This is a genomic window from Cetobacterium sp., from assembly GCF_051653945.1.
Taxonomy (GTDB): domain Bacteria; phylum Fusobacteriota; class Fusobacteriia; order Fusobacteriales; family Fusobacteriaceae; genus Cetobacterium_A.
On record NZ_JBOFXD010000121.1, the window covers coordinates 23092 to 45306 of the forward strand.

At 28.3% G+C, this 22215-nt stretch carries 23 protein-coding genes and 3 tRNA genes; 13 read left to right on the forward strand and 13 right to left on the reverse strand.

Annotated features, from left to right (window positions below; all coding sequences use genetic code 11):
• Positions 1-43: 43 nt before the first annotated feature.
• Positions 44-1588, reverse strand: coding sequence for a hypothetical protein (locus ACRC8M_RS13625; protein ID WP_438529639.1), 1545 nt, complete (start codon positions 1586-1588; stop codon positions 44-46).
• A 150-nt stretch (positions 1589-1738) separates the two neighbouring features.
• Here ACRC8M_RS13625 and ACRC8M_RS13630 point away from each other — a divergent pair, with 150 nt between their 5' ends.
• The 6 genes from ACRC8M_RS13630 to ACRC8M_RS13655 all read left to right on the forward strand — a co-directional run bounded on the left by ACRC8M_RS13630 (position 1739) and on the right by ACRC8M_RS13655 (position 7154).
• Positions 1739-2860: a hypothetical protein gene (locus tag ACRC8M_RS13630; protein ID WP_438529640.1), complete on the forward strand. Its 1122-nt coding sequence runs from the start codon at positions 1739-1741 to the stop codon at positions 2858-2860.
• Positions 2857-4353, forward strand: a complete 1497-nt coding sequence (locus ACRC8M_RS13635) for a BREX system Lon protease-like protein BrxL (RefSeq protein ID WP_438529641.1) — start codon at positions 2857-2859, stop codon at positions 4351-4353. Before ACRC8M_RS13630 ends, ACRC8M_RS13635 begins: the two co-directional genes overlap by 4 nt.
• 84 nt (positions 4354-4437) lie before the next feature.
• Positions 4438-4605 (forward strand): hypothetical protein, encoded by a 168-nt coding sequence (locus tag ACRC8M_RS13640; protein ID WP_438529642.1) that lies wholly within the window; start codon positions 4438-4440, stop codon positions 4603-4605.
• Between the two features lie 77 nt (positions 4606-4682).
• A complete protein-coding gene (locus ACRC8M_RS13645; RefSeq protein ID WP_332579481.1) occupies positions 4683-5717 on the forward strand; it encodes a tyrosine-type recombinase/integrase in 1035 nt (344 codons plus the stop codon).
• Between the two features lie 135 nt (positions 5718-5852).
• Positions 5853-6908 carry a DNA polymerase IV gene (dinB, locus tag ACRC8M_RS13650; RefSeq protein WP_438529643.1) on the forward strand — a complete coding sequence of 352 codons (1056 nt, stop codon included), beginning with the start codon at positions 5853-5855 and terminating at the stop codon, positions 6906-6908.
• A 78-nt stretch (positions 6909-6986) separates the two neighbouring features.
• On the forward strand, positions 6987-7154 hold the full coding sequence (locus ACRC8M_RS13655; protein ID WP_240220740.1) for a hypothetical protein: 168 nt from the start codon (positions 6987-6989) through the stop codon (positions 7152-7154).
• A 120-nt stretch (positions 7155-7274) separates the two neighbouring features.
• Here ACRC8M_RS13655 and ACRC8M_RS13660 read toward each other — a convergent pair whose 3' ends face one another.
• Entirely contained in the window at positions 7275-8306 is a 1032-nt protein-coding gene (locus tag ACRC8M_RS13660; protein ID WP_438529644.1) for a FomA family porin-like outer membrane protein, read from the reverse strand.
• Between the two features lie 166 nt (positions 8307-8472).
• Between ACRC8M_RS13660 and ACRC8M_RS13665 the strand changes: the two genes are divergently transcribed.
• Entirely contained in the window at positions 8473-9096 is a 624-nt protein-coding gene (locus tag ACRC8M_RS13665) for a hypothetical protein (RefSeq protein ID WP_438529645.1), read from the forward strand.
• Between the two features lie 44 nt (positions 9097-9140).
• Here the strand turns inward: ACRC8M_RS13665 and ACRC8M_RS13670 are convergent, their stop codons facing one another.
• Positions 9141-9314 (reverse strand): (2Fe-2S)-binding protein, encoded by a 174-nt coding sequence (locus ACRC8M_RS13670; RefSeq protein ID WP_438529646.1) that lies wholly within the window; start codon positions 9312-9314, stop codon positions 9141-9143.
• A 140-nt stretch (positions 9315-9454) separates the two neighbouring features.
• Here ACRC8M_RS13670 and ACRC8M_RS13675 point away from each other — a divergent pair, with 140 nt between their 5' ends.
• Positions 9455-10000, forward strand: a complete 546-nt coding sequence (locus ACRC8M_RS13675; protein ID WP_438529647.1) for a helix-turn-helix domain-containing protein — start codon at positions 9455-9457, stop codon at positions 9998-10000.
• Between the two features lie 33 nt (positions 10001-10033).
• Here ACRC8M_RS13675 and ACRC8M_RS13680 read toward each other — a convergent pair whose 3' ends face one another.
• The 4 genes from ACRC8M_RS13680 to ACRC8M_RS13695 all read right to left on the reverse strand — a co-directional run bounded on the left by ACRC8M_RS13680 (position 10034) and on the right by ACRC8M_RS13695 (position 11146).
• Positions 10034-10654: a MarC family protein gene (locus tag ACRC8M_RS13680; RefSeq protein WP_438529648.1), complete on the reverse strand. Its 621-nt coding sequence runs from the start codon at positions 10652-10654 to the stop codon at positions 10034-10036.
• A gap of 252 nt (positions 10655-10906) precedes the next feature.
• A tRNA-Met gene (locus tag ACRC8M_RS13685) sits at positions 10907-10983 on the reverse strand.
• Positions 10984-10990: 7 nt separating this feature from the next.
• Positions 10991-11066 (reverse strand) — tRNA-Trp (locus ACRC8M_RS13690).
• 3 nt (positions 11067-11069) lie between these two features.
• Positions 11070-11146 (reverse strand) — tRNA-Pro (locus ACRC8M_RS13695).
• 152 nt (positions 11147-11298) lie between these two features.
• On the opposite strand from ACRC8M_RS13695, the gene ACRC8M_RS13700 reads away from it, so the two are divergent.
• From ACRC8M_RS13700 to ACRC8M_RS13710, 3 genes are all read left to right on the forward strand, one after another.
• Positions 11299-12063: an exodeoxyribonuclease III gene (locus ACRC8M_RS13700; RefSeq protein WP_438529649.1), complete on the forward strand. Its 765-nt coding sequence runs from the start codon at positions 11299-11301 to the stop codon at positions 12061-12063.
• A gap of 98 nt (positions 12064-12161) precedes the next feature.
• A complete protein-coding gene (locus tag ACRC8M_RS13705) occupies positions 12162-12575 on the forward strand; it encodes an Hsp20/alpha crystallin family protein (protein ID WP_438529650.1) in 414 nt (137 codons plus the stop codon).
• Between the two features lie 64 nt (positions 12576-12639).
• The gene (locus tag ACRC8M_RS13710; RefSeq protein ID WP_438529651.1) at positions 12640-13923 is read left to right on the forward strand and encodes an MFS transporter; all 1284 of its coding nucleotides are present in this window, start codon (positions 12640-12642) and stop codon (positions 13921-13923) included.
• A gap of 54 nt (positions 13924-13977) precedes the next feature.
• Here the strand turns inward: ACRC8M_RS13710 and ACRC8M_RS13715 are convergent, their stop codons facing one another.
• The 4 genes from ACRC8M_RS13715 to ACRC8M_RS13730 all read right to left on the reverse strand — a co-directional run bounded on the left by ACRC8M_RS13715 (position 13978) and on the right by ACRC8M_RS13730 (position 17331).
• The gene (locus tag ACRC8M_RS13715; RefSeq protein WP_438529652.1) at positions 13978-14613 is read right to left on the reverse strand and encodes a hypothetical protein; all 636 of its coding nucleotides are present in this window, start codon (positions 14611-14613) and stop codon (positions 13978-13980) included.
• Positions 14614-14689: 76 nt separating this feature from the next.
• The gene (locus ACRC8M_RS13720) at positions 14690-14884 is read right to left on the reverse strand and encodes a hypothetical protein (protein WP_438529653.1); all 195 of its coding nucleotides are present in this window, start codon (positions 14882-14884) and stop codon (positions 14690-14692) included.
• 80 nt (positions 14885-14964) lie between these two features.
• On the reverse strand, positions 14965-16152 hold the full coding sequence (gene gltS, locus ACRC8M_RS13725; RefSeq protein ID WP_438529654.1) for a sodium/glutamate symporter: 1188 nt from the start codon (positions 16150-16152) through the stop codon (positions 14965-14967).
• Positions 16153-16395: 243 nt separating this feature from the next.
• On the reverse strand, positions 16396-17331 hold the full coding sequence (locus tag ACRC8M_RS13730; protein ID WP_438529655.1) for a nucleoside hydrolase: 936 nt from the start codon (positions 17329-17331) through the stop codon (positions 16396-16398).
• A gap of 134 nt (positions 17332-17465) precedes the next feature.
• Between ACRC8M_RS13730 and ACRC8M_RS13735 the strand changes: the two genes are divergently transcribed.
• Entirely contained in the window at positions 17466-18974 is a 1509-nt protein-coding gene (locus tag ACRC8M_RS13735) for a DUF1846 domain-containing protein (RefSeq protein ID WP_438529656.1), read from the forward strand.
• Between the two features lie 41 nt (positions 18975-19015).
• On the opposite strand, the gene ACRC8M_RS13740 is transcribed toward ACRC8M_RS13735, so the two are convergent.
• Positions 19016-19765: a hypothetical protein gene (locus ACRC8M_RS13740; RefSeq protein WP_438529657.1), complete on the reverse strand. Its 750-nt coding sequence runs from the start codon at positions 19763-19765 to the stop codon at positions 19016-19018.
• 75 nt (positions 19766-19840) lie between these two features.
• Complete coding sequence (locus ACRC8M_RS13745) at positions 19841-20668, reverse strand: mechanosensitive ion channel family protein (RefSeq protein WP_438529658.1); 828 nt, start codon at positions 20666-20668, stop codon at positions 19841-19843.
• 145 nt (positions 20669-20813) lie between these two features.
• Here ACRC8M_RS13745 and ACRC8M_RS13750 point away from each other — a divergent pair, with 145 nt between their 5' ends.
• Positions 20814-22193, forward strand: coding sequence for a TldD/PmbA family protein (locus ACRC8M_RS13750; protein WP_438529659.1), 1380 nt, complete (start codon positions 20814-20816; stop codon positions 22191-22193).
• Positions 22194-22215 lie beyond the last annotated feature (22 nt).

Genomic DNA, 22215 nt, shown 5'->3' on the forward strand with positions numbered 1-22215 from the left:
TATTTGTCTTAGGATTTATTATTATACAGTTTATAATATATATTTAATATTGTCTTAATTTTTGATTTATAGAGATTACTTGATAATTATTTAAATTATATTTTTCTACCAACACATTTAAAAAATAAATTACTCTCTTTATAAATTCAAGTAATTTTTTTAATTCAAAATTTTCATCATTAAATTTAAATAGTTCTTTTGTATATTCAAGTAGTTCCTTTTCTATTTTTTTAGTCAATTTATATTCAGTTTCCATTCCTTCCGAAAGATACATACCTCTTGTTATTTTTTCGGAAATATAAATTTTTTCTTCTTCTGAAAAAAAATTATTAAATTCTTCTTTATATCTTAAATAAAACTCATTTTGTGATAATTCTAAAATATTTTTCTCTTTTTTGAAGTTTTCTATCTCTCTATGAAATTTTAAAATCTGTTGTCTCGGTGTATTTCTACTACTTGGTAATTTTGTATTATTTATAAAAATTTCTTGGTAAACAACTTTTAAATTTTTAAAATTATCAATATCTAATCTTCTTCCTGTTATTAAATTTAAATATTCTATAATCGCTTTTATCATAGAATACTTTTGCTGTATTTTATTATCTCTAATACCTTCTTTTTCTGAAAGAATATTATTCATTTTAGAATTACTCCACTCACTTACAACATCTCCGTCATTATCATCTACAGTTAAAGAATCAAAATACTCTTTTATTTCACTCTCAGATATTGGAGTAAATTCAAAAGAATCATCTACAACAACACTTTGAATCTTTTCTATTAGTTTTTCTTTATATTCAATTTCATATCTACAATAATGTTTAAAAAAAATCAAATATATTTCTTTAGGATTATATTTATCTTTAACTTGTTTTGAAGTGTCATTAATTAATGAAATTTCTCTTATTCTATCTACTTCATCTTTTACTTCATCTAAAATTTCAGTTAAAATAGATACTCTATCTTCATTTGGTATTTTCTCATGAGAAAAATGATAAATTATTATTTGAAGAACCATATCAAAAAAAAGGTCTCTTTTTTCTATTAACTCTATCAATTTTTCACAAGAGTTTACTTTATCTTTTTTATTTTTTTTATTTTTTTTATTTATTGCACCTAATAAAATCTTTTCAAATGAAATTTTCTCAACTAAAATATCTTCAAAAAATTCCAAAAGTTGATGCAAATCTTGTATTACTACATCATCAAATTTACCTTCAAAAAATCCTGTTCTTAATACTGTTCTAGAATGTTGTTTATCATTTTTTAACTTCTTCTTACGTTTTCTTAAATTTTCAATTTCTTCTTTTCTCAAACTTTTTTTCAATAAAATTTTATTTAGCTTTTCTATATTTTTCAATTGATTAGATGATAAATTTTCATTATCAAAAAATATAATCTTACTTTCGTCTTCACCCTTTAATTCCTTAACGATATTTTCAATAACTAAGTCTAATTTTTCAAAATTATTTTTATCGATTTCTTTCAACTGAAAAATTTGTGATTTAAATCCTTTTTTCCATCTATTTTTTAAAGCTCTTTTTCTTTCCGCTTCATATTTATCTAAATCGTAAATTTCTTCATTCATAAAATATCTTTTCTCCTTTTATGCACAATTTTTGAAGTATCAACGTACTTTGAACTTTGAACTATTTTAACGTAACATTGTAGTATATTTAATTTTACATTTAAGTATACTACAAAACAAATAAATAATAAATAATAAGGAGAAAATTTAATGAACAGAATATCAGGTATGACACAACAACTAGCCAGAGTAGCAGTACCAGGACAGTCACAAACTTATAACCAATATGCTATCCCAGGACAAATTCAACAACCACAAACACATAATCCTTATGGACAAGTACAACCAGTTATGGCACCAAATCCTTATACAGCACCTGCAATGGCTCAACCAGGATTTAACTCGAGTGTAGCTCCTAGCCCCTATGTATATGCATCACCTTATGCTCCACAACCTGCAACTCAATCTAACTACGGTGTACCAGGAATGATGCAACCTACTTATAATCCGTATATAGCTTCTGCACCAGTACAGCAACAAGCATATAACCCATATATGCCTGCTCCAACTTATAATCCATATGCACCAACTGCACCTATGCAACCTGTAGCTAATCCATATGTAGTACCTCAACATCCTGGAATGCCTACATACAACCCATATACAACTGTACAACCACAAGCTAATTATTCACAAAATGGAATTCCTAGTGAATCAGAACATATATATAATTTTCTTTATTCATCTTCAAAAACAAAAGAAGAAATAGTTGACTATATTAAAAATCAAGATCCTTTCTATTCATCGCAAGAGAATGGAGATATTACTATTTACTCGACAAATATTGGAATTTATTTCGTATGTAACAACACTATTACCAACTCTAATTTTTTGGAAGCAGTCTTAAAATCTGCTCTAATTAGAAATTATCGTATCCTTGATAATGGATATGTAGCTTTTATTAGTGAAATTGCAATCTCATATACTGAATCAATTACAAGAGATAGTATCATAAATTTTGCAAAATATCTTTGTAAAAAAAATTATCTATTAACTTTGAGAAAAGAACAGTTTATTTTTACGAATTCTGGAAATCTAATATTTATAGATTTTTCTAATTTAATTCCTAAAGAGTATATGATGGGATTAGAAAAGTATCTTTACTCTCCTTCGGGGGAAGTCCTTTATCAAGAACCGTCTATTCTTTTTAATAATGTCGACTGTTTATTCATCGATATTTTGGGAAAAAAATATTTTAAAAGAAATGAGATTATTGAAATTGAAAAAAGAATAACAAATTTTAATCAATTAAAAAGGAGTGTTTGTAGATGAGGAATATTGGAATAAAATTAGATGAAATTATTGAAAAAGTAGGATTAGATCCTAAAAAATTAACTATAACAAATAAATTAATTTATCTTTCACATCTAATACCAGCATTAATAAAAGATGGTCATGCAATTAGTCTAGGTGGTCCTGGAACTGGTAAAACTACAATTATAAAAAATAGTTCTTCAAAAAGCACTCTTGCGTCCACCCTTACTTCTGCAAGCTTCTTTGGAGATATAAAAAAAAGGGAAGATGGTTTAATCTCTTCGAAGTCAGATATCGTCTTTACAGAGCAAATAACTGCTATTAAAAAAATAGATGATATACTCATTAATCTTATTTTAAGTCATTGTAACGGAGATGATGTAGGTAGATTAGGAGAAGATTTTCCTAACCGAACAAGTATAGTTCTTCTTGGTAATTGCTTACCCGATTATTATATAAGTAATTCTAAAGGTGAGCTTAGATTCTCTAAAAAAATAGATTCTTATTTTTTTGATGTTTTACCAGAAGAGTTTAAATCAGAACAAGGACTTGAACGTTTTTTGTTACTTCCTAGCTTTTTATTAAAAAAAATAACTAATAAACTCACTCTTGGGGAATTTGATAAAGGTTTTTCAAATTATATTACTAAAAATCGTATGGATTTTTTTAAATACAATCTTGAAGAAATGAGTGAAAGAGAATATAAAGCCCATTGTAAAATAATTACTGCTTTTAATTTTTTTCTAAACGATAACCAACATATTAATGAAGACTCTGATATCTTTAAAGGTTTTAAAGCCTTTGCTTCGTCTATTGTTAATTTATCCATCAATAAAAAATATCAAAATTTTTATTATAAAAACGAAGAAGGTCGAAAATTAGCTTTAGTTCTGATTTTGGATAAACTACCCAAAAATTCAACTATAGAAGAAGCTCATTTCTTAGAAAATAGAGCCTTGGTTAAATTAAAAGAAGAAGATATTTGGTATAAAATAGCTTTGACACCTATTGGAGAACTTGAAAATGAAATTGAATATAACGCTTATAAAAAAGAGAATTATAGCTTCATTAGCGAAATTATTAGTATTTCAAATGATAACTTAATTTTAAAACAAAAATATAAACCTTTGTGTTCTAACTTCTTCAAAATTAAAGATTTAAGCTATGTCTATCCAACATTTGATAATGAAATTGATTGTCTCAAAGAAGAATTAAATTTCCAAGGACAAGTTATAAAATACCAAAAATTAGAAATAAATGAATTAAAAAATTATATAAATAAACTTATAGATTCTATTGAGGATATTAAGAAAGGATATATGACCATACCCATTGATAAATTGGAAGTAGAAAGCTTTAATGAACAAATTAATAAAGATTTAGCCTTAGAAAAAATGATGAATACAGCAATAAATTTTTTCAAAATCAAAAAAAATGATTTTAAAAAAAGAAATATTGGATTCGATGGTGAAAATGCTTTTTTAATAAATTTTTATGAGGTTCTTAATTAACAAATAACTATATATCATAATATGAATAACGAAAATAAAGGAGTGATTAAAATAAAAACCAAAAAAAATTATGGTAATGCCAATATGTATACTAGCGATGATATCGCTGAATTATGTGGATGCTCTAAAAATAAAGCTTATAATATGATTAGAGCATTAAACCACAAACTTATCTCTTTAGGAACACCTAAAGCAGCTGTTATTGCTGGAAAAATTAGTCGAAAATTTTTCCACGAGCAAATTAAAATTTAATTGAAAATTCTTAGTTAAGAGAGTATTATATAGTATAATCCTCTCTTTTTTAAATATAATTTAAGGAGGAGAAATTTATGAAAAATATAAATGGAAGTGGTTCTGTTTACAAGTTATCTGGCAAAAGGAGAAAACCTTGGGCTGCTGCCATAACTACTGGCTATTCTCTTGATGGGAGACAAATTAGAAAGTTAATAGGAACTTTTGAAACAAAAAGAGAAGCACAAGAAGTTTTAATAAAATATGTAAAAAATCCAAGTTTATTTAATAAAGCAACATTTAAAGAAATTAAAGAACTATGGTGGGAAACTTACAAAAGAAAAGTTAGTAATGAATCTACAATCAATACAAATATCTATAGATTAAGAGCTTTAGAACCTTTAGATAATTTTAAAATAAGCGAAATAAAAGTTTTTAATATGCAAGAAATATTTGACAGTATGGAAACTTCTTGGAGCTTTAAAAATGCTTGTAAAAGCGTTCTTAATATGATTTTTGATTTTGCATTTAAAAATGAAATTGTTGATTCTAACAAAGTTAAATTTATTGATTTAGGTAAAAGAGTAAAAGTTATAGATAGACGAGTATTTTCTAAGGATGAAATTGAAACCCTATGGAAAAATCTTGATACTGAAACATATTACTGTAAATATATCTATATAATTTTAATTCTTATCTATACTGGAATGAGAATTGGTGAACTTCTTAATCTAAAAAATGAAGATATTGATTTACACAACTCATGTCTTACTATAAAAGAAAGTAAAACAGATGCTGGTGTTAGAGTAATTCCAATATCTTCTAAAATCTTTAACTTATTTCTTACTAATATGATAAAAGATCAAGAATATTTTGTAAAAGGGGAGACCACTAAAAAGTTAGCTTATTCAACTTTTAAGCCTAGATTTCAAAAGCTATTAAAAGAGTTGAATATTGAAGCTCATACTATTCATGATACTCGTCATACTTTTGCTACTTTATTAAATAATGCTAATGCCAATCAGACTTCAATTATTAAGCTTATTGGTCACTCAGATTTTTCTATTACAGAAAGTGTTTACACACATAAAGATACTGAGGAACTAAGAAAAGCTGTAGAATTATTGAATTAATATTTTGTTAGCTATTTGTTAGCTACTTGTTAGCTACATATAAAAAAACTAAATAATTTATAAAATAATCAAAATTGAGAAACTCTTATTTTATGAGGGTTTCTATAACCTTAAATAAAATCAAAAGGAGGAGATATGAAAAAATTAATATGCCACTACGATATGGACGCTTTTTATGCTTCTATTGAGATTAGAGATAATCCTAAATATAAGGATAAACCCATTGTTGTTGCTGGAGGAGTTGTCACAACTGCTAGTTATCCCGCTCGCAAGTTTGGCATCCACTCTGCTATGAACACCTTAGATGCTAAAAGATTATGTCCTAAACTTATTGTCCTTCCTGTGAATAAAAATAAATATGACTATGAGTCTAAAATTATTCAAGAACTTGTTTTAAGGATTACTCATAAAGTAGAATTTATAGCTCTCGATGAGGGTTTTGTTGATATAACTGATATTATTTCAAAGTTTCAATCAAAAGAGGGTTTTGCTACACTTTTTAGAAAAAGAATCTACGAGATTACAGGACTCACTTGCTCTGTTGGAATTGGTCCTAACAAATTAACAGCTAAAATTGCTTCTGATATAAATAAACCTGGTGGACAACATATCTTCAATAACGAAGAGGAGTTCATTGAATTTATAAAAGAAAAAAATATTCGTAAACTTCCTGGTGTTGGAAAGCAATTTGAAAAGATCTTAAATAAAAACAATATCCATTTTGTTAAAGATATCTATCCATTTTCACTAAAAGAACTCATTGCAAAATATGGAACTTCTCGAGGAGGTCTACTATATACCTATAGTCGTGGAATTGACCACCGTGAAGTTGATTTCAATAGAGCTATTCACTCTATTGGGAATGAAAATACATTTAGAATCCCACTTGATACAGAAGAGGAAATTAATAGAGAGATTGAGGCCCTTTTCCAATGGTCATATAATCGTCTCCAAAAGAAAAATCTTCTTACCAAAACAGTTTCTTTAAAGGTACGTTTTAAAAATAGAGAAACTCTAACTCGTTCTAAGACTCGATCTATTCCTAGTGACAATCAGGAGATTTTAAAGGGGATGCTCGATGAAATTTTAAGCTCTTTAGATTTAGTAAACAATATTAAACTTCTTGGCGTTTCCTTTTCTAATCTGGAAAACTATTCTAGTAGGCAACTCGTTTTTGAAAAACTTTATTAATTCTCTCTTAGAAAAAAGAAGTTTCTTTAATCCTCGGTATATTATGTTAATTCAAAATATCAAAGGAGGCCAAAAATTATGAAAAAAGTTGTTTTAGCAAGTATTTTCTTTAGTTTATTCTTCGTTGGATGCTCTAGTTCTGAACCTCAGCCAGAGCCTGTTGTTGAAGAGGTTGTAGTTGTAGAGCCTGTTGTTGTTGGAAAAGAAGTTATCGTAGCCCCTGTTTTAGACAAACAAAGTTATTAGCAAGAGAAATACATATTATGAAAAAAGGCCACTTTTAAAGTGACCTTTTTTTATAAATCTATAAAACTACTCTCTTTATTGTCACTTTTAAGTTTTCAACAAAATTTATTGAAAAATATATTAGAAATTGTATACTACAGCAACTCCACCTTGTGGTTGTAGTTTCCAATCTTTTTCTGTATCTCCCCAGACTTGGTTTGAGTATTTAACTTGTGCAAAAACAGAAAATGATAAATCATCTGTATAGTTATAAGTTAATTCTAATTGAGGTAAAGCAAATACTGCATAACTATTTTTGTTATTTCCGCTATCTACTGCTGGTCCTAACCACTCATACATTTGGTTTCCTACTATAAACGGATCCCAATTTGCACTTCTATTAGATGAGATATAAGGGTCAAATCCTCCAGTAAAGTTAAATGCTAATGATGTTTGGTTATTAAATTTATACAACTCTTTTGAGTAACCTAACCAAGCTAAAACCATAAAGTAATTTGCTGAATTATAACTCGCTCCTGATGTTTGATTATCTATTTCAAAACTTCCATTATACCATTCTCTAAATGCATACGCATTAAATGTAAATGTAAAGTTAGCTGGTAATTGCCAATTTGTTAATAAACTTAAGATTCCTGTATTAACATGTCCTGACGGCCCTTTTGTACTCCAACCATAAATATACATTGGTGATATTGCAAATTGTGTTGCTCGTACATATTGTCCCTTTGGAATATACTCAGAAAAATCAAATGCTGTTTGAGCAAGTACATAAGTTTGATTTGTTCCATTAAACTCAGCTTCATTCTCTATCATTAAGGATGAAGTCCATTTAATTTTTGAGTTTTCTATCATTCCGTGATTGTAACTTAATGTTGCTTTTGGTCCACTAAAATTATTATCTTGTTCATTCTCTTCACCATTATAGTCATACATATTCCAAACTCTATCCCACTGTAAACTTATATCCCAATCTTTTGCAAAGTTATAACTTAAAACTGCTGATGGATGTGAGGATTCAGTTTTATATTTTCCTGCATTTCCATAAAAAGTTTGAGTGAACCCTAAACTACCATTAGGCGTAAACTCTTCTGCATAAGACGCTCCTGCAATAAGTAGTGCACCTATAAAAGTTTTTAAAAATAATTTTTTCATAATTTACCTCCCATAATAAACCATGTTTTTTCCATTTTCAGATTAAATATACAAAAGATTAATTCTTTTTCCTCTTTAAAAGGGGTTTTATTTTACTTTATTAAAAGGAATTAAAAAAAAATTTCGAATAGAAACTATAATTATTCCTTATAGGAGGTTAAATTTTATGATAAAAAGAATTTCTATTTTATTTTCCTTTTTAATGCTTTTACTTCAAGGATGTAGTGCGTTAGATAGTCGAGTTGTTGCTGTAGATTCATACTCAACTATGCAAGCTTATGGAGGTACTTATTACCTTTCTACAAATACTCCTGGGTTACAACTTCAACAACAATCATTTGAAGTTATTTTACAAAATATGTTACAAGATAAAGGTTATACTCGAACCTTTAATCAAAAAAATGCCTTGTATAATATAGTTTATAACTATAAAATCAAAGGTCCCTATACTTCAATTGAATCATATCCCGCTCCTATAAATCCATGGTGGAATGGTCCTTATGGAGGTGTCTATAATGGATTCTACGGAGACATGTGGATGAATTCTATAAATACTTCTACATATTTTGTTAAAAGATTAGAGCTTTCAGCTTTCACTAAAAATAACAATGCAGTTTGGCAAGTTGTTGGAAGTTTAAAAAGTGATAATAGTGACCCTAGAAGTAGCTTTCCTTATTTAGTATCCGCTATTTCAAATTATGTTAATACTAATTCAAATCAAGTTGTTTACCTCAATGTTGAGGAAAATTCTAAAACAGGTCAATATACTGCAACTCCTTCAATGTGGTAATAAATAAAAATAAGCTCTATCATGTTTAGTGATAGAGCTTATTTTTATTTGTTTTCTTCTATTATTGATTCTATTCTATCTGCACATCTTCCACAACCTGAACCTGCTCCAGTTGTATCCATTACTTCTATTAAAGTTGTTGCTCCACCTTCGATTGCAGCTAAAACTTTTCCTAAAGTAACTCCCTTGCAATAACATATCATTGTATTTTCAGACATTTTTAACCTCCAATTGTTTTTCTAAATTATACTACATTTGTATGATATTTGCAATATTTTTATTTAGTCTAATTTTTGCAAATAAAGCTAAAATAAGTTATACTTTAATATAGCAAATTATATTTAGGAGATATTTAAAAATGAACGAAATCAATTTAGGATTAAAAATAAAAAAATTTAGAACTGACCAAAAATTAAGCTTAAAAGAATTAGCAGAAATGATAAACTCCACATCCGCTCTTTTAAGTCAAATTGAAAAAGGGATTACAAACCCGTCTATCAATACATTAAAAGGTCTATCTAAAGCCCTAAATATACCACTTTATAAATTTTTTTTAGAAGAAACTTTGAAAAAAATACACATAGTTAGGGCTCAAGAAAGAAAAGTTATCAAACCCTCTAAAAGCGAAGGGGTTTCTTATGAAATTTTAAGTCCTGAACCACAAACACAAGTTGAATTTATGATTTTAAATTTAGAACCATACTCATCCACTAAAGAAAAAGAAGTTGGCCACGAAGGTCAAGAGGTTGCATTTATACTAGAAGGTGAAGTTAAGCTTCATTTAGATAATGAATCATACGTTCTTTTCCAAGGAGATAGTATTAAAATTGAAAAATTTGTTAAACACTGTTGGGAAAATTTCACTTCAAAATATACAAAAATAATTTTCGCAGTTACAATCTAAATAAAAAAATAGGAGAGGTTATCTCTCCTATTTTTATCCTAAAAATATCCCCTTTATTCCAGTTGATACCAGTTTTACACCTGCGGACATTATAAATATTTGCATTACCCTCGATAGTACAAATAAAACAACCTCTCCTAAAACTTTATCTAACCAATCTGAAATACTAAATAAAAACTTCATTATTAAAAAAGTAACCGCAACAGCACCCACAGATATAATTAGACCTGCTTCTTTATGAATAATCATAACAGTTGATATTGTTCCAGGCCCTACAAGCATAGGAAAAGTTAATGGTGTTATTGCATATCGTATGGCATCTTTTTCTGACATCACATTTCCAGAACTCTCTTTAGATGTTCCCAAACCTAATAAATTTCTAAAAGCAACAACAACTAGTATCATTCCTCCTGCCACCCTCAATTCATTCATACCTATTTTATATAGATAGTTCATGAAAAAATCTCCAGCAACTATAAATCCTGTTACAATTCCAAACCCAGAAATAACAATAGCATTATACATCTTTTTTCTTATTTCAGGATTTTGATCTTTTGTTAATGTCATAAATAATGGCACATTTCCAAAGGGATTTAAAATTCCAATAATTGTAAGAACATATGTCATTATATCTATAACAAACTCTTTTCCCATACTTTAGTAATCTCCTCTTTCAATTTATTTACACACTATGATATATAAATAAATTAATAAAGTAAAGTTTTTTATATATTATTTCTATAATTCTAATAAAATGTTCTTTTTTCCTTTTCTATAAACTTAAAAATTACTATTTTTATATTTTATTATGACTTGTTTATCTTACTGATAGAAGTATTAGTAGATTTTTTATCATAAAGTTACAAAAAATAAAAAAAACTCTTTTTACAGAGTTTAAATTTCAAATGGTGCCTAGAAAAGGATTCGAACCTTCGACCGCCCGGGTATGAACCGGGTGCTCTAGCCAACTGAGCTATCTAGGCAAATAAATGGCAGGTCAAGAGGGACTCGAACCCCCAACCCTCGGTTTTGGAGACCGATGCTCTACCAATTGAGCCATTGACCTGCATGGTCGGAATAGCAAGATTCGAACTTGCGGCCCCCTGCTCCCAAGGCAGGTGCGCTACCGGACTGCGCTATATTCCGAACTATTTTGTTTTCGTAGCTGGTTGCTTGCTACATAATTATAGTATCATAAAATATTGTTTGTGTCAACAAACTTTTTCATTTTTTTTATTTTTTATTTTATGGTATAATCACCAGTAGATATTTTAGAACTAATAATATGGAGGTTACATATGAAAAAATTGATTTCTTGGAACGTTAATGGCTTTAGAGCTGTTCTTCAAAAAAATTTTTTAGAATACTTTAATTCAGTTAATGCAGATGTTTTTTGCTTGCAAGAGATAAAACTTCAAGAGGGGCAAGTTGATTTTAATCCAGAAGGATATAGTTGTTACTGGAACTATGCTGAAAAAAAAGGTTATTCAGGAACTGCTATATTTACCAAAGAAAATCCAATATCTATATCATACGATATTGGGATAGACCATCACGATAAAGAGGGGAGAGTTATTACTTTAGAATTTAAAGATTATTATTTAGTAAATGTTTATACTCCTAACTCACAAACTGAATTAGCTAGACTAGAGTATCGAATGACTTGGGAAGATGATTTTAGAAACTATCTTTTAAATTTAGATTCTAAAAAACCTGTTATTCTTTGTGGAGATCTAAATGTTGCTCATACAGAAATTGATTTAAAAAATCCAAAGTCAAATAAAACAAATGCAGGATTCACTATTGAAGAGAGAAATAAATTTAGTGAGCTTCTTCAAAGTGGATTTGTAGATAGTTTTAGATATCTACACCCAGATGTTGTTGAAAAATACTCTTGGTGGTCATATAGATTCAGTGCTCGAAAAAATAATGCAGGATGGAGGATTGACTATTTTGTAGTTTCTGACAAGATAAAAGATAAAATTGTAGAAGCTAACATTCATAATGATATTATGGGGTCTGACCATTGTCCTGTAGAACTTATTATAAAAGAACTTTTTTAATTTTTATTTCCTTTTAAATTTAAAAGGAATCTCAATTTTTTTTAGTAGATGTAAGTATATGTTGTAAATTTATTTATAATTTTAAGGGAGGTTTTATTATGAATTTAATTAAAAAAAATGATTGGTTTTCTAATTTTTTATCTGACCCTTTCGATGAGGATAAACTACAAAATCCTTTTAAAAAATCTTTTCCTGCAGTTAATATATCAGAGAACGAAAAAGAATATCTCATTGATGTCTGTGTTCCTGGAATAAAAAAAGAGGATTTAAAGTTGAATATTAGCGAAGGGACCCTTACTCTTTCTTATAAAACTGAAGAAACTAAGGAAGAAAAAAACAAAACTTATTTTAAAAAAGAATTTTCTGCTAACTCCTTTGAAAGAAAAATGACTTTACCGAAAAATTGTTTAGAGAACGAAATAAAAGCATCTTTTAACGATGGAATTCTTAATATTATAATTCCTAAAGATGAAACAAAAAAACCAGAAACAACTTCTATTCCAATTGATTAAATACAAATTAAAACAGGTGGTGTTAGCTAACATTACCTGTTTTTATTAACAGGGGGTATTACTTATGTTTCGTGACTCTTATGAAAGAAATAAATTTCTTATTACTGTTGAGGGTATGAGTGCTAATATGCTTTCCTTAGGTATTCAAGGATTTGCTCTAACTGCTCTAGCATTATACTTTAAATGTGAACCATTTTGGATATCAGTTATTACAACTCTACCTTTAGGACTGCAATTACTTCAAATTTTTCTAGGAACATATTATAAACTTTTTAAAACAAAAAAAAGGGCCTTACTATTTAGTGCTGCTGCTGCTAGAATTCCAATGTGTTTTTTATTTTTTATTGTGCTTTTTGATAAAATAGATTATCGACTCCTCGTTGGAATAGTTTTTATATATTCAGTTTTTTCAGCTTTTGTAAGTGGAATATGGACAAGTTCTGTTGGAGATATTATAAAAAAAGAGGACCGTGGAACTTTTTTTTCTAGAAGATTCACTCTGATCTCTATGTCAACAGTAGTTTTTTCATATATAGTTTCCAAAGCTCTGAACTATACCCCTGGAAAATCAAGTATTTTAATACTAACTTTTATAATTGCTATAGCTGCTATTACAACATTGGTTCTACTTTTTTTTCACGAAATTCCAAATTTCAAAGAAAATCAAATAAGCTTCTCTATAAAAAAGCCTTTAAAAGATAGTAATTTCTTCAACTTTTTAATGTTTATTGCAATGTGGAACTTTTCTATTGAATTTACAAAACCTTATTTTTATTATTTTGCCGTTGTTGATCTAAATGCTTCCTATAATATATTAGGATTATCTAGTTCTTTAACTGCTATATTATCTATTATCGCATTTTTTATATATGGAAAGTTAGTTCAACGAATTGGTTATAAAAAACTTTTGTCTTTTGGAATTGGAGTTTCTAGTTATGTTGTTATTTTTTATTTTTTAATGACAAAAGAAACTGTTAATAGTTTAATTATGTTAGATGCTATTGGAACTGCTGTGGGATGGTCAGCTATAAATCTTTCTTTATTTAGCTTACTTTTAGAATTATCCTCTCCTGATAGAGATTCCTATACAGCAGCCTACTCTCTTTCTGTTGGAGTTTTAGGACTAACTGGTGCATTTTTAGGTGGTTATCTCGCTAATTTTTTACAAGGAAAAACCATTTTAATTTTTGGAGATTCCTACGCTGGATTAAAACTTATGTTCTTTATAAGTTTATTCCTACGATTCTATTGTATGCTCCTTTTAACTAAAGTTAGAGCCTACCAAAAAAGTCTTTATTATCCAGGTTTATATCCATCTATCATTTATCTACTTAGAAATAGAAGGTAATAAAAAGCTCCCACCAGATTAAATTAATCTGTCAGGAGCTTTTTTCAATTTGTTTTATTTATTATTTTTTAAGCAAAACTCTTCAAAATGAGGAAGTGTTAAACACCAATCACAGAAATTTCCCCAATCTTCTTTTAATTTATGATATCTTCTCTGAAGATATATTGTCTTTAACTGTAAATATGATGTTGTAACTCTCATTGTTTGCTCTAATCCCATTGGACAGTTAGAAATTATTTTCATATAAATTTCATACTTTGTATAAATTTTTCCATCTACTTCAACCTCTTTTTGTTCTTTCTCAAAAGAGTTAAAAATTTCAATCCATCTATTTAAGTTTTCAATAACCACATCATCCACATATTCATTACATGATTTTTTTAAATCCATTTTTGTTAATCTATGCATTTTTGATGTTGATGATACTATATCAGCAAAATGATATCTTTGAAATTGCGGTGTCCAGTAGTTTGGGTATGTTATATCAAATTGAACAATTATTCCTTTAAGAAAATTATCGTGTCCTGTTCCTGTAGGAACATTTCCTAATTTTCCTGCTCTTTTAAAATCTTTTTCATCTAAACCTGGAGTTTCATCCCACTCCTCTATTGATTCGGCTACCATTGGATATCCGCTAGCTATTAAACTTTCTTCTAGTCCATACACTCTATCATTAAATATTTTAAGCACGATATACCTCCATAAAACTTTTTATAAATTATATCATACTTTTTTTTTTAATGCATTTAAAATATGTAGACTTATTTTAAACCTCTTTTATATTCAACCACTCTATATGATCATTTTTTCTTTTAATCTCTTCTATTGCTTTATCCCTAGCTTCCCCCTCTTTTATTTCCTCATCAATCTTCTTTAACTCTGCTAATAATTTATGAAGTTCTTCAGTTTTTTCAACTTTTAATTTTTCCTCTACTTTTGATATTACCTGTTTTAATTTCATAAAATCACCTCCTAATTTCTACTATACTTCTTCTTACTTTTTTTAAAATTCCTTTAATTTTTAGAAGGTGTTTTCCAAAATTAATGTAAAATATTCATAAATAGAGTTATTATTCCAGCATTGAAGAAATCTATAAACAATCCACCTACAATAGGAATAACAAAGAAAGCTTTTGGAGATGGAAAATATTTTGCTGTTAATGCTTCCATATTTGCTAAAGCTTTTGGTGTTGTTCCAAATCCACATCCACAATGACCACTTGTCATTACAACTGCATCATAATCTTTTCCAGTTAATCTAAAGGTTATAAAATATGTGAATACTCCAATTAATATTGTTTGTGCAACTAACATTATTACTAGAGGTAGTGCTAATCCTTGTAATTCCCATAGTTTAAAACTCATTAAAGTCATTGAAAGGAATATAGTTAATGTGAATCCTCCTATTATATTTATAATATCCAAATGAACTTCATATGCTCCTGTAAAATCTGAAATATTTCTAATCAAAGCTGCTGCAAACATAGCACCTATATAAGACGGTAAAACTATTCCCGCTTTTGATAAATAGTTAGATATTAAACTTCCTATTCCCATTGCCATTATTATCTGAAAAGAAGCTGTTGAAACATGTTTTGGGTCTAATGGAGCCTTTTTATCCTCATCTGAATCATACATGCTAACTCCATCTCTTTTTTCTAAAAGATTATGTTTTTTTATTAATCTATTTGCTAAAGGACCTGATATTAAACTTCCAACTATCAAAGCATATGTTGCAGTAGCCATTGCAACTACTGTGGCTCCCTCTGCTCCATAGCTTTCTAAAATTGGGGCAAAGGCACCTGCTGTTCCTGGTCCACCTGTTGTCGACATAGATCCTGTTGCTAATCCTATTAGCGGATTTAATTTTAAAATTTGTGCTAAGCCTACTCCTAAAATATTTTGTGATATAGCTAAGCCTACTGAAGCTATTAAAAACATAAATACAGGCATACCAGCTTTTTTTAATAACTTTAAACTAGCCGAATACCCCACTGTTGTAAAAAATGCAATCATAAATATATTTCTTAATGAATCTTCGAATATAAAATTAAACATACCTGTTTTATATCCAATAAAAGTAATTACTGAGAAAGCTGTTCCTCCTGTAACTGACTCTGGAATACAATTTTCCTTTAAAAATTTGAAATTGTGATTTAAAAATTTGCCTATATACAATACAACAACTGCCATTGCTATAGTTTGAATTGTTGATAATTCAATTACCATCTTGATACCTCCTATTAATGTTTATAAAGTGTGCGTGTTTTTCGATTATAACACCTAATTATTCTTTTTTGAAATAGAATATATAAATAATTTAAATAATTAATTATTTAATTCATTGATATATCCCCAAAAAGTGTGAAAAAAAATAGCTCAAAAAATAAAACGTAATACTTCATTATACTATTTTTTATAAAAAATACCAAATAAAAAAAACCAAAGTTATTTTCTTTGGTTTTTTTATTATTATTTTTTTAAAATTTTTACTGAATTTTTTATAAGTCTTATAAACTCTTCTCTATCAATATCATTTAAAACTAATACATTTTTTTCTTTTCTAAGTTTATCTCTATAATCTATTATCGTTTCACCATAAGTAAATTCACCTTTTAATTCTATTCCTAAAAAAACATGTTGTCCTTTAAATATACTTGGATTTAATAAATATGCAATTGTACAAGGGTCATGCATTGGAACTTCTGTCTTTTGATAAAACTCTTTATAGAAATCAAGAGCATTTTTTATGGCTCCATGAGCCACTTCAGCTGCTAGTCCTCCAATTTTTCCTATCTCCTCTAACTCTTTTTCAGTTACAAAAGCCTTCATTGTTACATCTAATGGACATAAAACAATTTCAATCCCAGATTTAAAAACAATATCTGCAGCTTCTGCATCAACGTATATATTAAATTCTGCTGAAGGAGTCACATTTCCACCGATTGATGATCCTCCCATTATTACAAATTTTCCTATCTTTGATTTTAGTTCTGGATACATCATTAAAAATACAGCTATATTTGTCATTGGTCCTGTTATTACTATAGTTATTTTTTCTTCACTTTCTCTTAAAGTTTGAGCAATAAATTCAACTGCATTTATACTTTCAATTACTTTTCCTGTTTCAGGTAAAACTACACATCCAAGTCCTGTTTCACCGTGTACTTCTGGAGCTGTTACTATAGTTTTAAATAGTGGTTTCTCACAACCTTTTGCAACTTTGATCTCCTGTCTAAAAGCTCCTACTAACTTTCTTGCATTCTCTGTTGTATTATTTATATGAACATTTCCTGCTGAAACTGTAACTCCTTTTATATCTAAACCCTCACTGGCAAAAGCTAAGAGTAAAGCTATTGTGTCGTCACATCCTGGATCACAATCTATTATTATCGGTAACTTTTTCATCTCATCCTCCATCAAAATTTTTATAATTATATCATAAAAAAATATTTTTAAGCTAGATTTTTTTTTTATATCATGCTATGATATAGAGTCAGGAATAGCTCTGATAAATATGAAAAAAAATGAAGGAGTGAGTCATGAAAATAGGTTTTGATCACAATAAATATCTAGAGGAACAATCGAAGTATATCCTAGAAAGAGTTAATAATTTTGACAAATTATATCTTGAGTTTGGTGGTAAACTGTTATTTGACTTACATGCAAAAAGAGTTTTACCGGGATTTGATGAAAATGCAAAAATCAAATTACTTCAAAAATTAAAAGAAAAAGTTGAAGTTATAATCTGTGTTTATGCTGGAGATATCGAAAGAAACAAAATTAGAGGAGATTTCGGTATTACATATGATATGGATGTATTTAGATTAATTGATGATTTAAGAGAACGTGAACTAGAAGTAAATAGTGTTGTTATAACAAGATATGACGACCAACCATCTACCTCTCTTTTTATAACAAAGCTTGAGAGAAGAGGAATTAAAGTTTACAAACATAGAGCTACAAAAGGATATCCTACCGATGTTGACACTATTGTTAGTGAAGAAGGATACGGAAAAAATCCATTTATCGAAACAACTAAGCCAATTGTTGTTGTTACTGCTCCAGGACCTGGAAGTGGAAAATTAGCTACTTGTTTAAGTCAACTTTATCATGAAAATAAAAGAGGAAACGCTGTTGGATATTCTAAATTTGAAACTTTCCCTGTTTGGAATGTACCTTTAAAGCACCCTTTAAATATAGCTTATGAAGCTGCAACTGTGGATTTAAAAGACGTTAATATGATTGACTCGTTCCACCTTGAAGCATACGGTGAGACTGCTGTTAACTACAATAGAGATATTGAAGCATTCCCTGTATTAAAAAGAATTATTGAAAAAATAACAAATAAAGAATCAATCTATAAATCTCCAACTGATATGGGAGTTAATAGAGTAGGTTACGGAATTACTGATGATGAGGTTGTTAGAGAGGCTTCTAAACAAGAGATTATCAGAAGATATTTCAAAACTGGATGTGAATATAAAAAAGGATATGTTGATAAAGAAACTTTCCAAAGAGCTAAACTTATTATGGAAGAGTTAGATTTAAAAGAAAGTGATAGAAAAGTAGTTACTGCTGCTAGAGAACATTTAGATAAGCAAAAACAAGTTTGTGAAAAGAACGAACTTTTAACATCTGTGGCTATGGAACTTTCAAATGAAATGATTTTCACTGGTAAAAAATCTAATGTTTTAGATGCTTCATCAGCTGTTCTAATCAATACTTTAAAAGCTATCGCTGGAATTAATGACAATATCCACTTAATATCTCCAACAATAATTGAAGATATTACTAAATTAAAGAAAAATACACTACAAAGTAAAAATTTAGGATTAGATTGCGAAGAGATGCTTATTGCTCTTACTATTTCAGCTGCAACTAACCCTATGGCTCAAGCTGCTCTTGATCAACTTCCAATGTTAAAAGGAGCACAACTTCACTCAACTACTATTTTAGGAAAAGGTGATGAGCAAACATTGAGAAAACTTGGTGTTGATGTAACGTCTGATCCAGTATTTCCAACTGAAAATTTATATTACAACGAATAATAATTATACAAATAGCAGAGTCAATTGACTCTGCTATTTTTTCATCCTATAAATATCGGTTTAATTGCTTTTTCTATTATCTCTACTCCCATACGTTTAGTTATTTTTTCAAAGAAAAATGATTTACTTAAGTTTCCCATTACAATAAAATCAAACTCATTCATTCTTTGGAAAAATTCATCTTTCGTATTAAAATGCTGATTTAACATCTCTACTTTTACTTCAATACCTTTTCTCTTTAATAATTCAAATAAATGATTTTCTTGATACTTATAATTCCAACTTAACAGTGTAACATTTTTTATTTGAGGAAAATCTCTTATAAAACTATTTACACTTTTATTAATTTTAACTCCATCATCTGAAATTATTACAACATTCTCAAACATTGATACATTTTTATTTACAATAATAACTGGTTTATACATAATTTTCAATATATCCAAAAAATCTTCATCTAAATACTCAGTTTCTTCTACCATTAAACAATCAACCTTTTTTAAGTATTCTTGGATTATATCCTTATTTATTCCTATTTCAACTACAAGTTCCTCTTCTATTCCCTCTTTTAATAGTAAATTTTTTAAATCTTCAATATATTCATCCTCATATTCTTTTAAAATATCCATTGTCATACTTGGACTTAAAAATGTAACTCCTGTAGGAACTTTTAACTCTTTTACATAAAGTGGTAACATTTCAAAATTGAATCTTTTTTTTAACGACTTAAAATTTTCTATAGCTAGCTTTGCATCATTATAATATTTGAATAATACTAATATTTTCTCCATAAATCCCTCCTATAAACTACTGGGTATTTATGTCTACTAAGATTTTATAATTTATCCTTTATTTCATTTCATTTTTTAAACAAATTTTTTTATTTCATATGACTCATAAGGAATTCTTATTCCCTCTTTATCAAATCTTTTTTTAACCTCTTCTTGAATATCAGCATTTAAATCTCTAAAATTTTCTTTTAACGTCCAAACTCTTACAATAAATTCCGATGCTATTGCTGTTTCTTTTGCAAATTTAACAAATATATCTTTATCTTTTAAAACAGATGGATGGCTATTTACCACATCAAAAAGTACTTCTCTCACCTTATCTATATTACACTTTTTATCTGCAAAAAATAAAAAGTCTGCTCTTCTTTGTGGATTAGCTGTAACTGTTGTTACTATTGATGATGACAATTTTCCATTTGGAACTATAATTTTTTTATTATCTACACTGTTTAAAATAGTATATAAAAAACTTATCTTTTGAACTGCTCCCTCTGTTCCTGCAGCAATGATAAAATCACCTTTTTTAAATGGCTTTGATACTAAAATTTGTATTCCTCCAGCTACATCTGATAAACTTCCTTTTAAGGCCAATCCTACTCCAACACCTACTGACCCTATTAATGCTAAAATTGATGTAGTTTTTAAACCTAAAACTTCCAATAAATTAAGAAAATAAAAAATCATTATCATTAAATTTGTTAATGTTAATAAAAAATTTATTAGTAGCTCATCTAAAACTTTTTTTCTTAATATTTTTTTTAATGAACCTATTAAAAACTCTTTAACTGGTTTATATGTAAAATATAGTATTAACAAATATATCCCCTTTTTTATAAGTAGTGGAGAATATTTCGCTATATACAATATAATTTCATCCGACATATTTCCTAAAAAATTTTCCATAAAAAATTCCTCCATATTATTATTTATTAGAATATTATACTATATTTTCATTTTTTTTTCCATCTTATTACCTCTAATTATTCATCTATCTAAAAAAAATTACATATGATATACTCTAAGAAAAACATCAAAAGGAGAAATCTATATGATAGACAAGAGTTTAGTTGAAAATATATTAAATGAAGCACTTTCTACTGGTGGAGATTTTGCAGAGATTTTTGTAGAAAATAAAGTCGGTGATTCCTTCTATTTAGTTGATGGAAAAATTGAACAAGCTATTTCAGGAAAAGACTTTGGAATCGGAATAAGAATCTTCAAAGATTTATTTTCTGTTTATGCTTATACCAATGATATGAGTAAAGAAAATCTTATAAAAGTAGCACAAAAAGCTTCCAAAGCTATAAGGGGAACTAAAAAAGATATTATTATAAATCTTATTAAACAAGAAGTTGAAAACAAACATAAAATAATTTTATCTCCTGGAAGCATTTTAAAAGATGATAAAATTTTGGTTATGAAAGAAGCTTATAATGCTGCTAAAGAATACGATGAGTGTATAAGTCAGGTTAGAATAAACTATAGCGACTCTACACAGAATATTCTAGTTGCCAATTCTGAAGGTACTTGGGCGGAAGATACGAGAGTTAGAAGCAGACTTGGAATCGAAAGTATTGCTTCTGATATGAATGATATGCAAACTGGTTCATATAGACCTGGTGCTACTAAAGGCTTTGAATTTTTTAAAGAGATTGATATAAAATCATATGCCAAAGAAGCTTCAAGAATTGCTAAAACTATGCTTGGTGCTAAGTATGCTCCAAGTGGAAAAATGCCCGTTATTATTGAAAATGAGTTTGGAGGAGTTATATTCCATGAAGCATGTGGACACGGACTTGAAGCTACAAGTGTAGCTAAAGGACTTTCTATTTTTGCTGGAAAAATTGGTGAGCAAGTTGCAAGCAGCGTTGTTTCTGCCGTAGACGATGGAACTCTATCACATGAATGGGGGTCTTCAAATATTGATGATGAAGGTACACCCACAAGAAGAAATCTTTTAATTGAAAATGGTATTTTAAAAGGATATATGGTAGATAAACTAAATGGAAGAAGGATGGGAGTTGAAAGTACAGGAAGTGCTAGAAGAGAGTCTTATAAATATGCTCCTACATCTAGAATGACTAATACATTCATTTTAAATGGAACTTCATCTTTAGATGATATGTTATCTAATATTGAAAATGGAATCTATGCAAAATATATGGGTGGAGGCTCTGTTAATCCTAGTACAGGGGACTTTAATTTTTCTATTATGGAAGGTTATTTAATAAAAGATGGTAAAATTACAGAGCCTGTTAGAGGAGCAACTTTAATTGGTAACGGTCCTGAAGTTCTTCATAAAATAGATATGGTCGGAGATAATTTAGCTCACGGACAAGGTATGTGTGGATCTGTTTCTGGAAGTATTCCTGCTAATGTTGGGCAACCTAGGATTAAGATTAGGGATATCGTAATCGGTGGAAGATAATTTAAAACAATGAAAAAAGCCT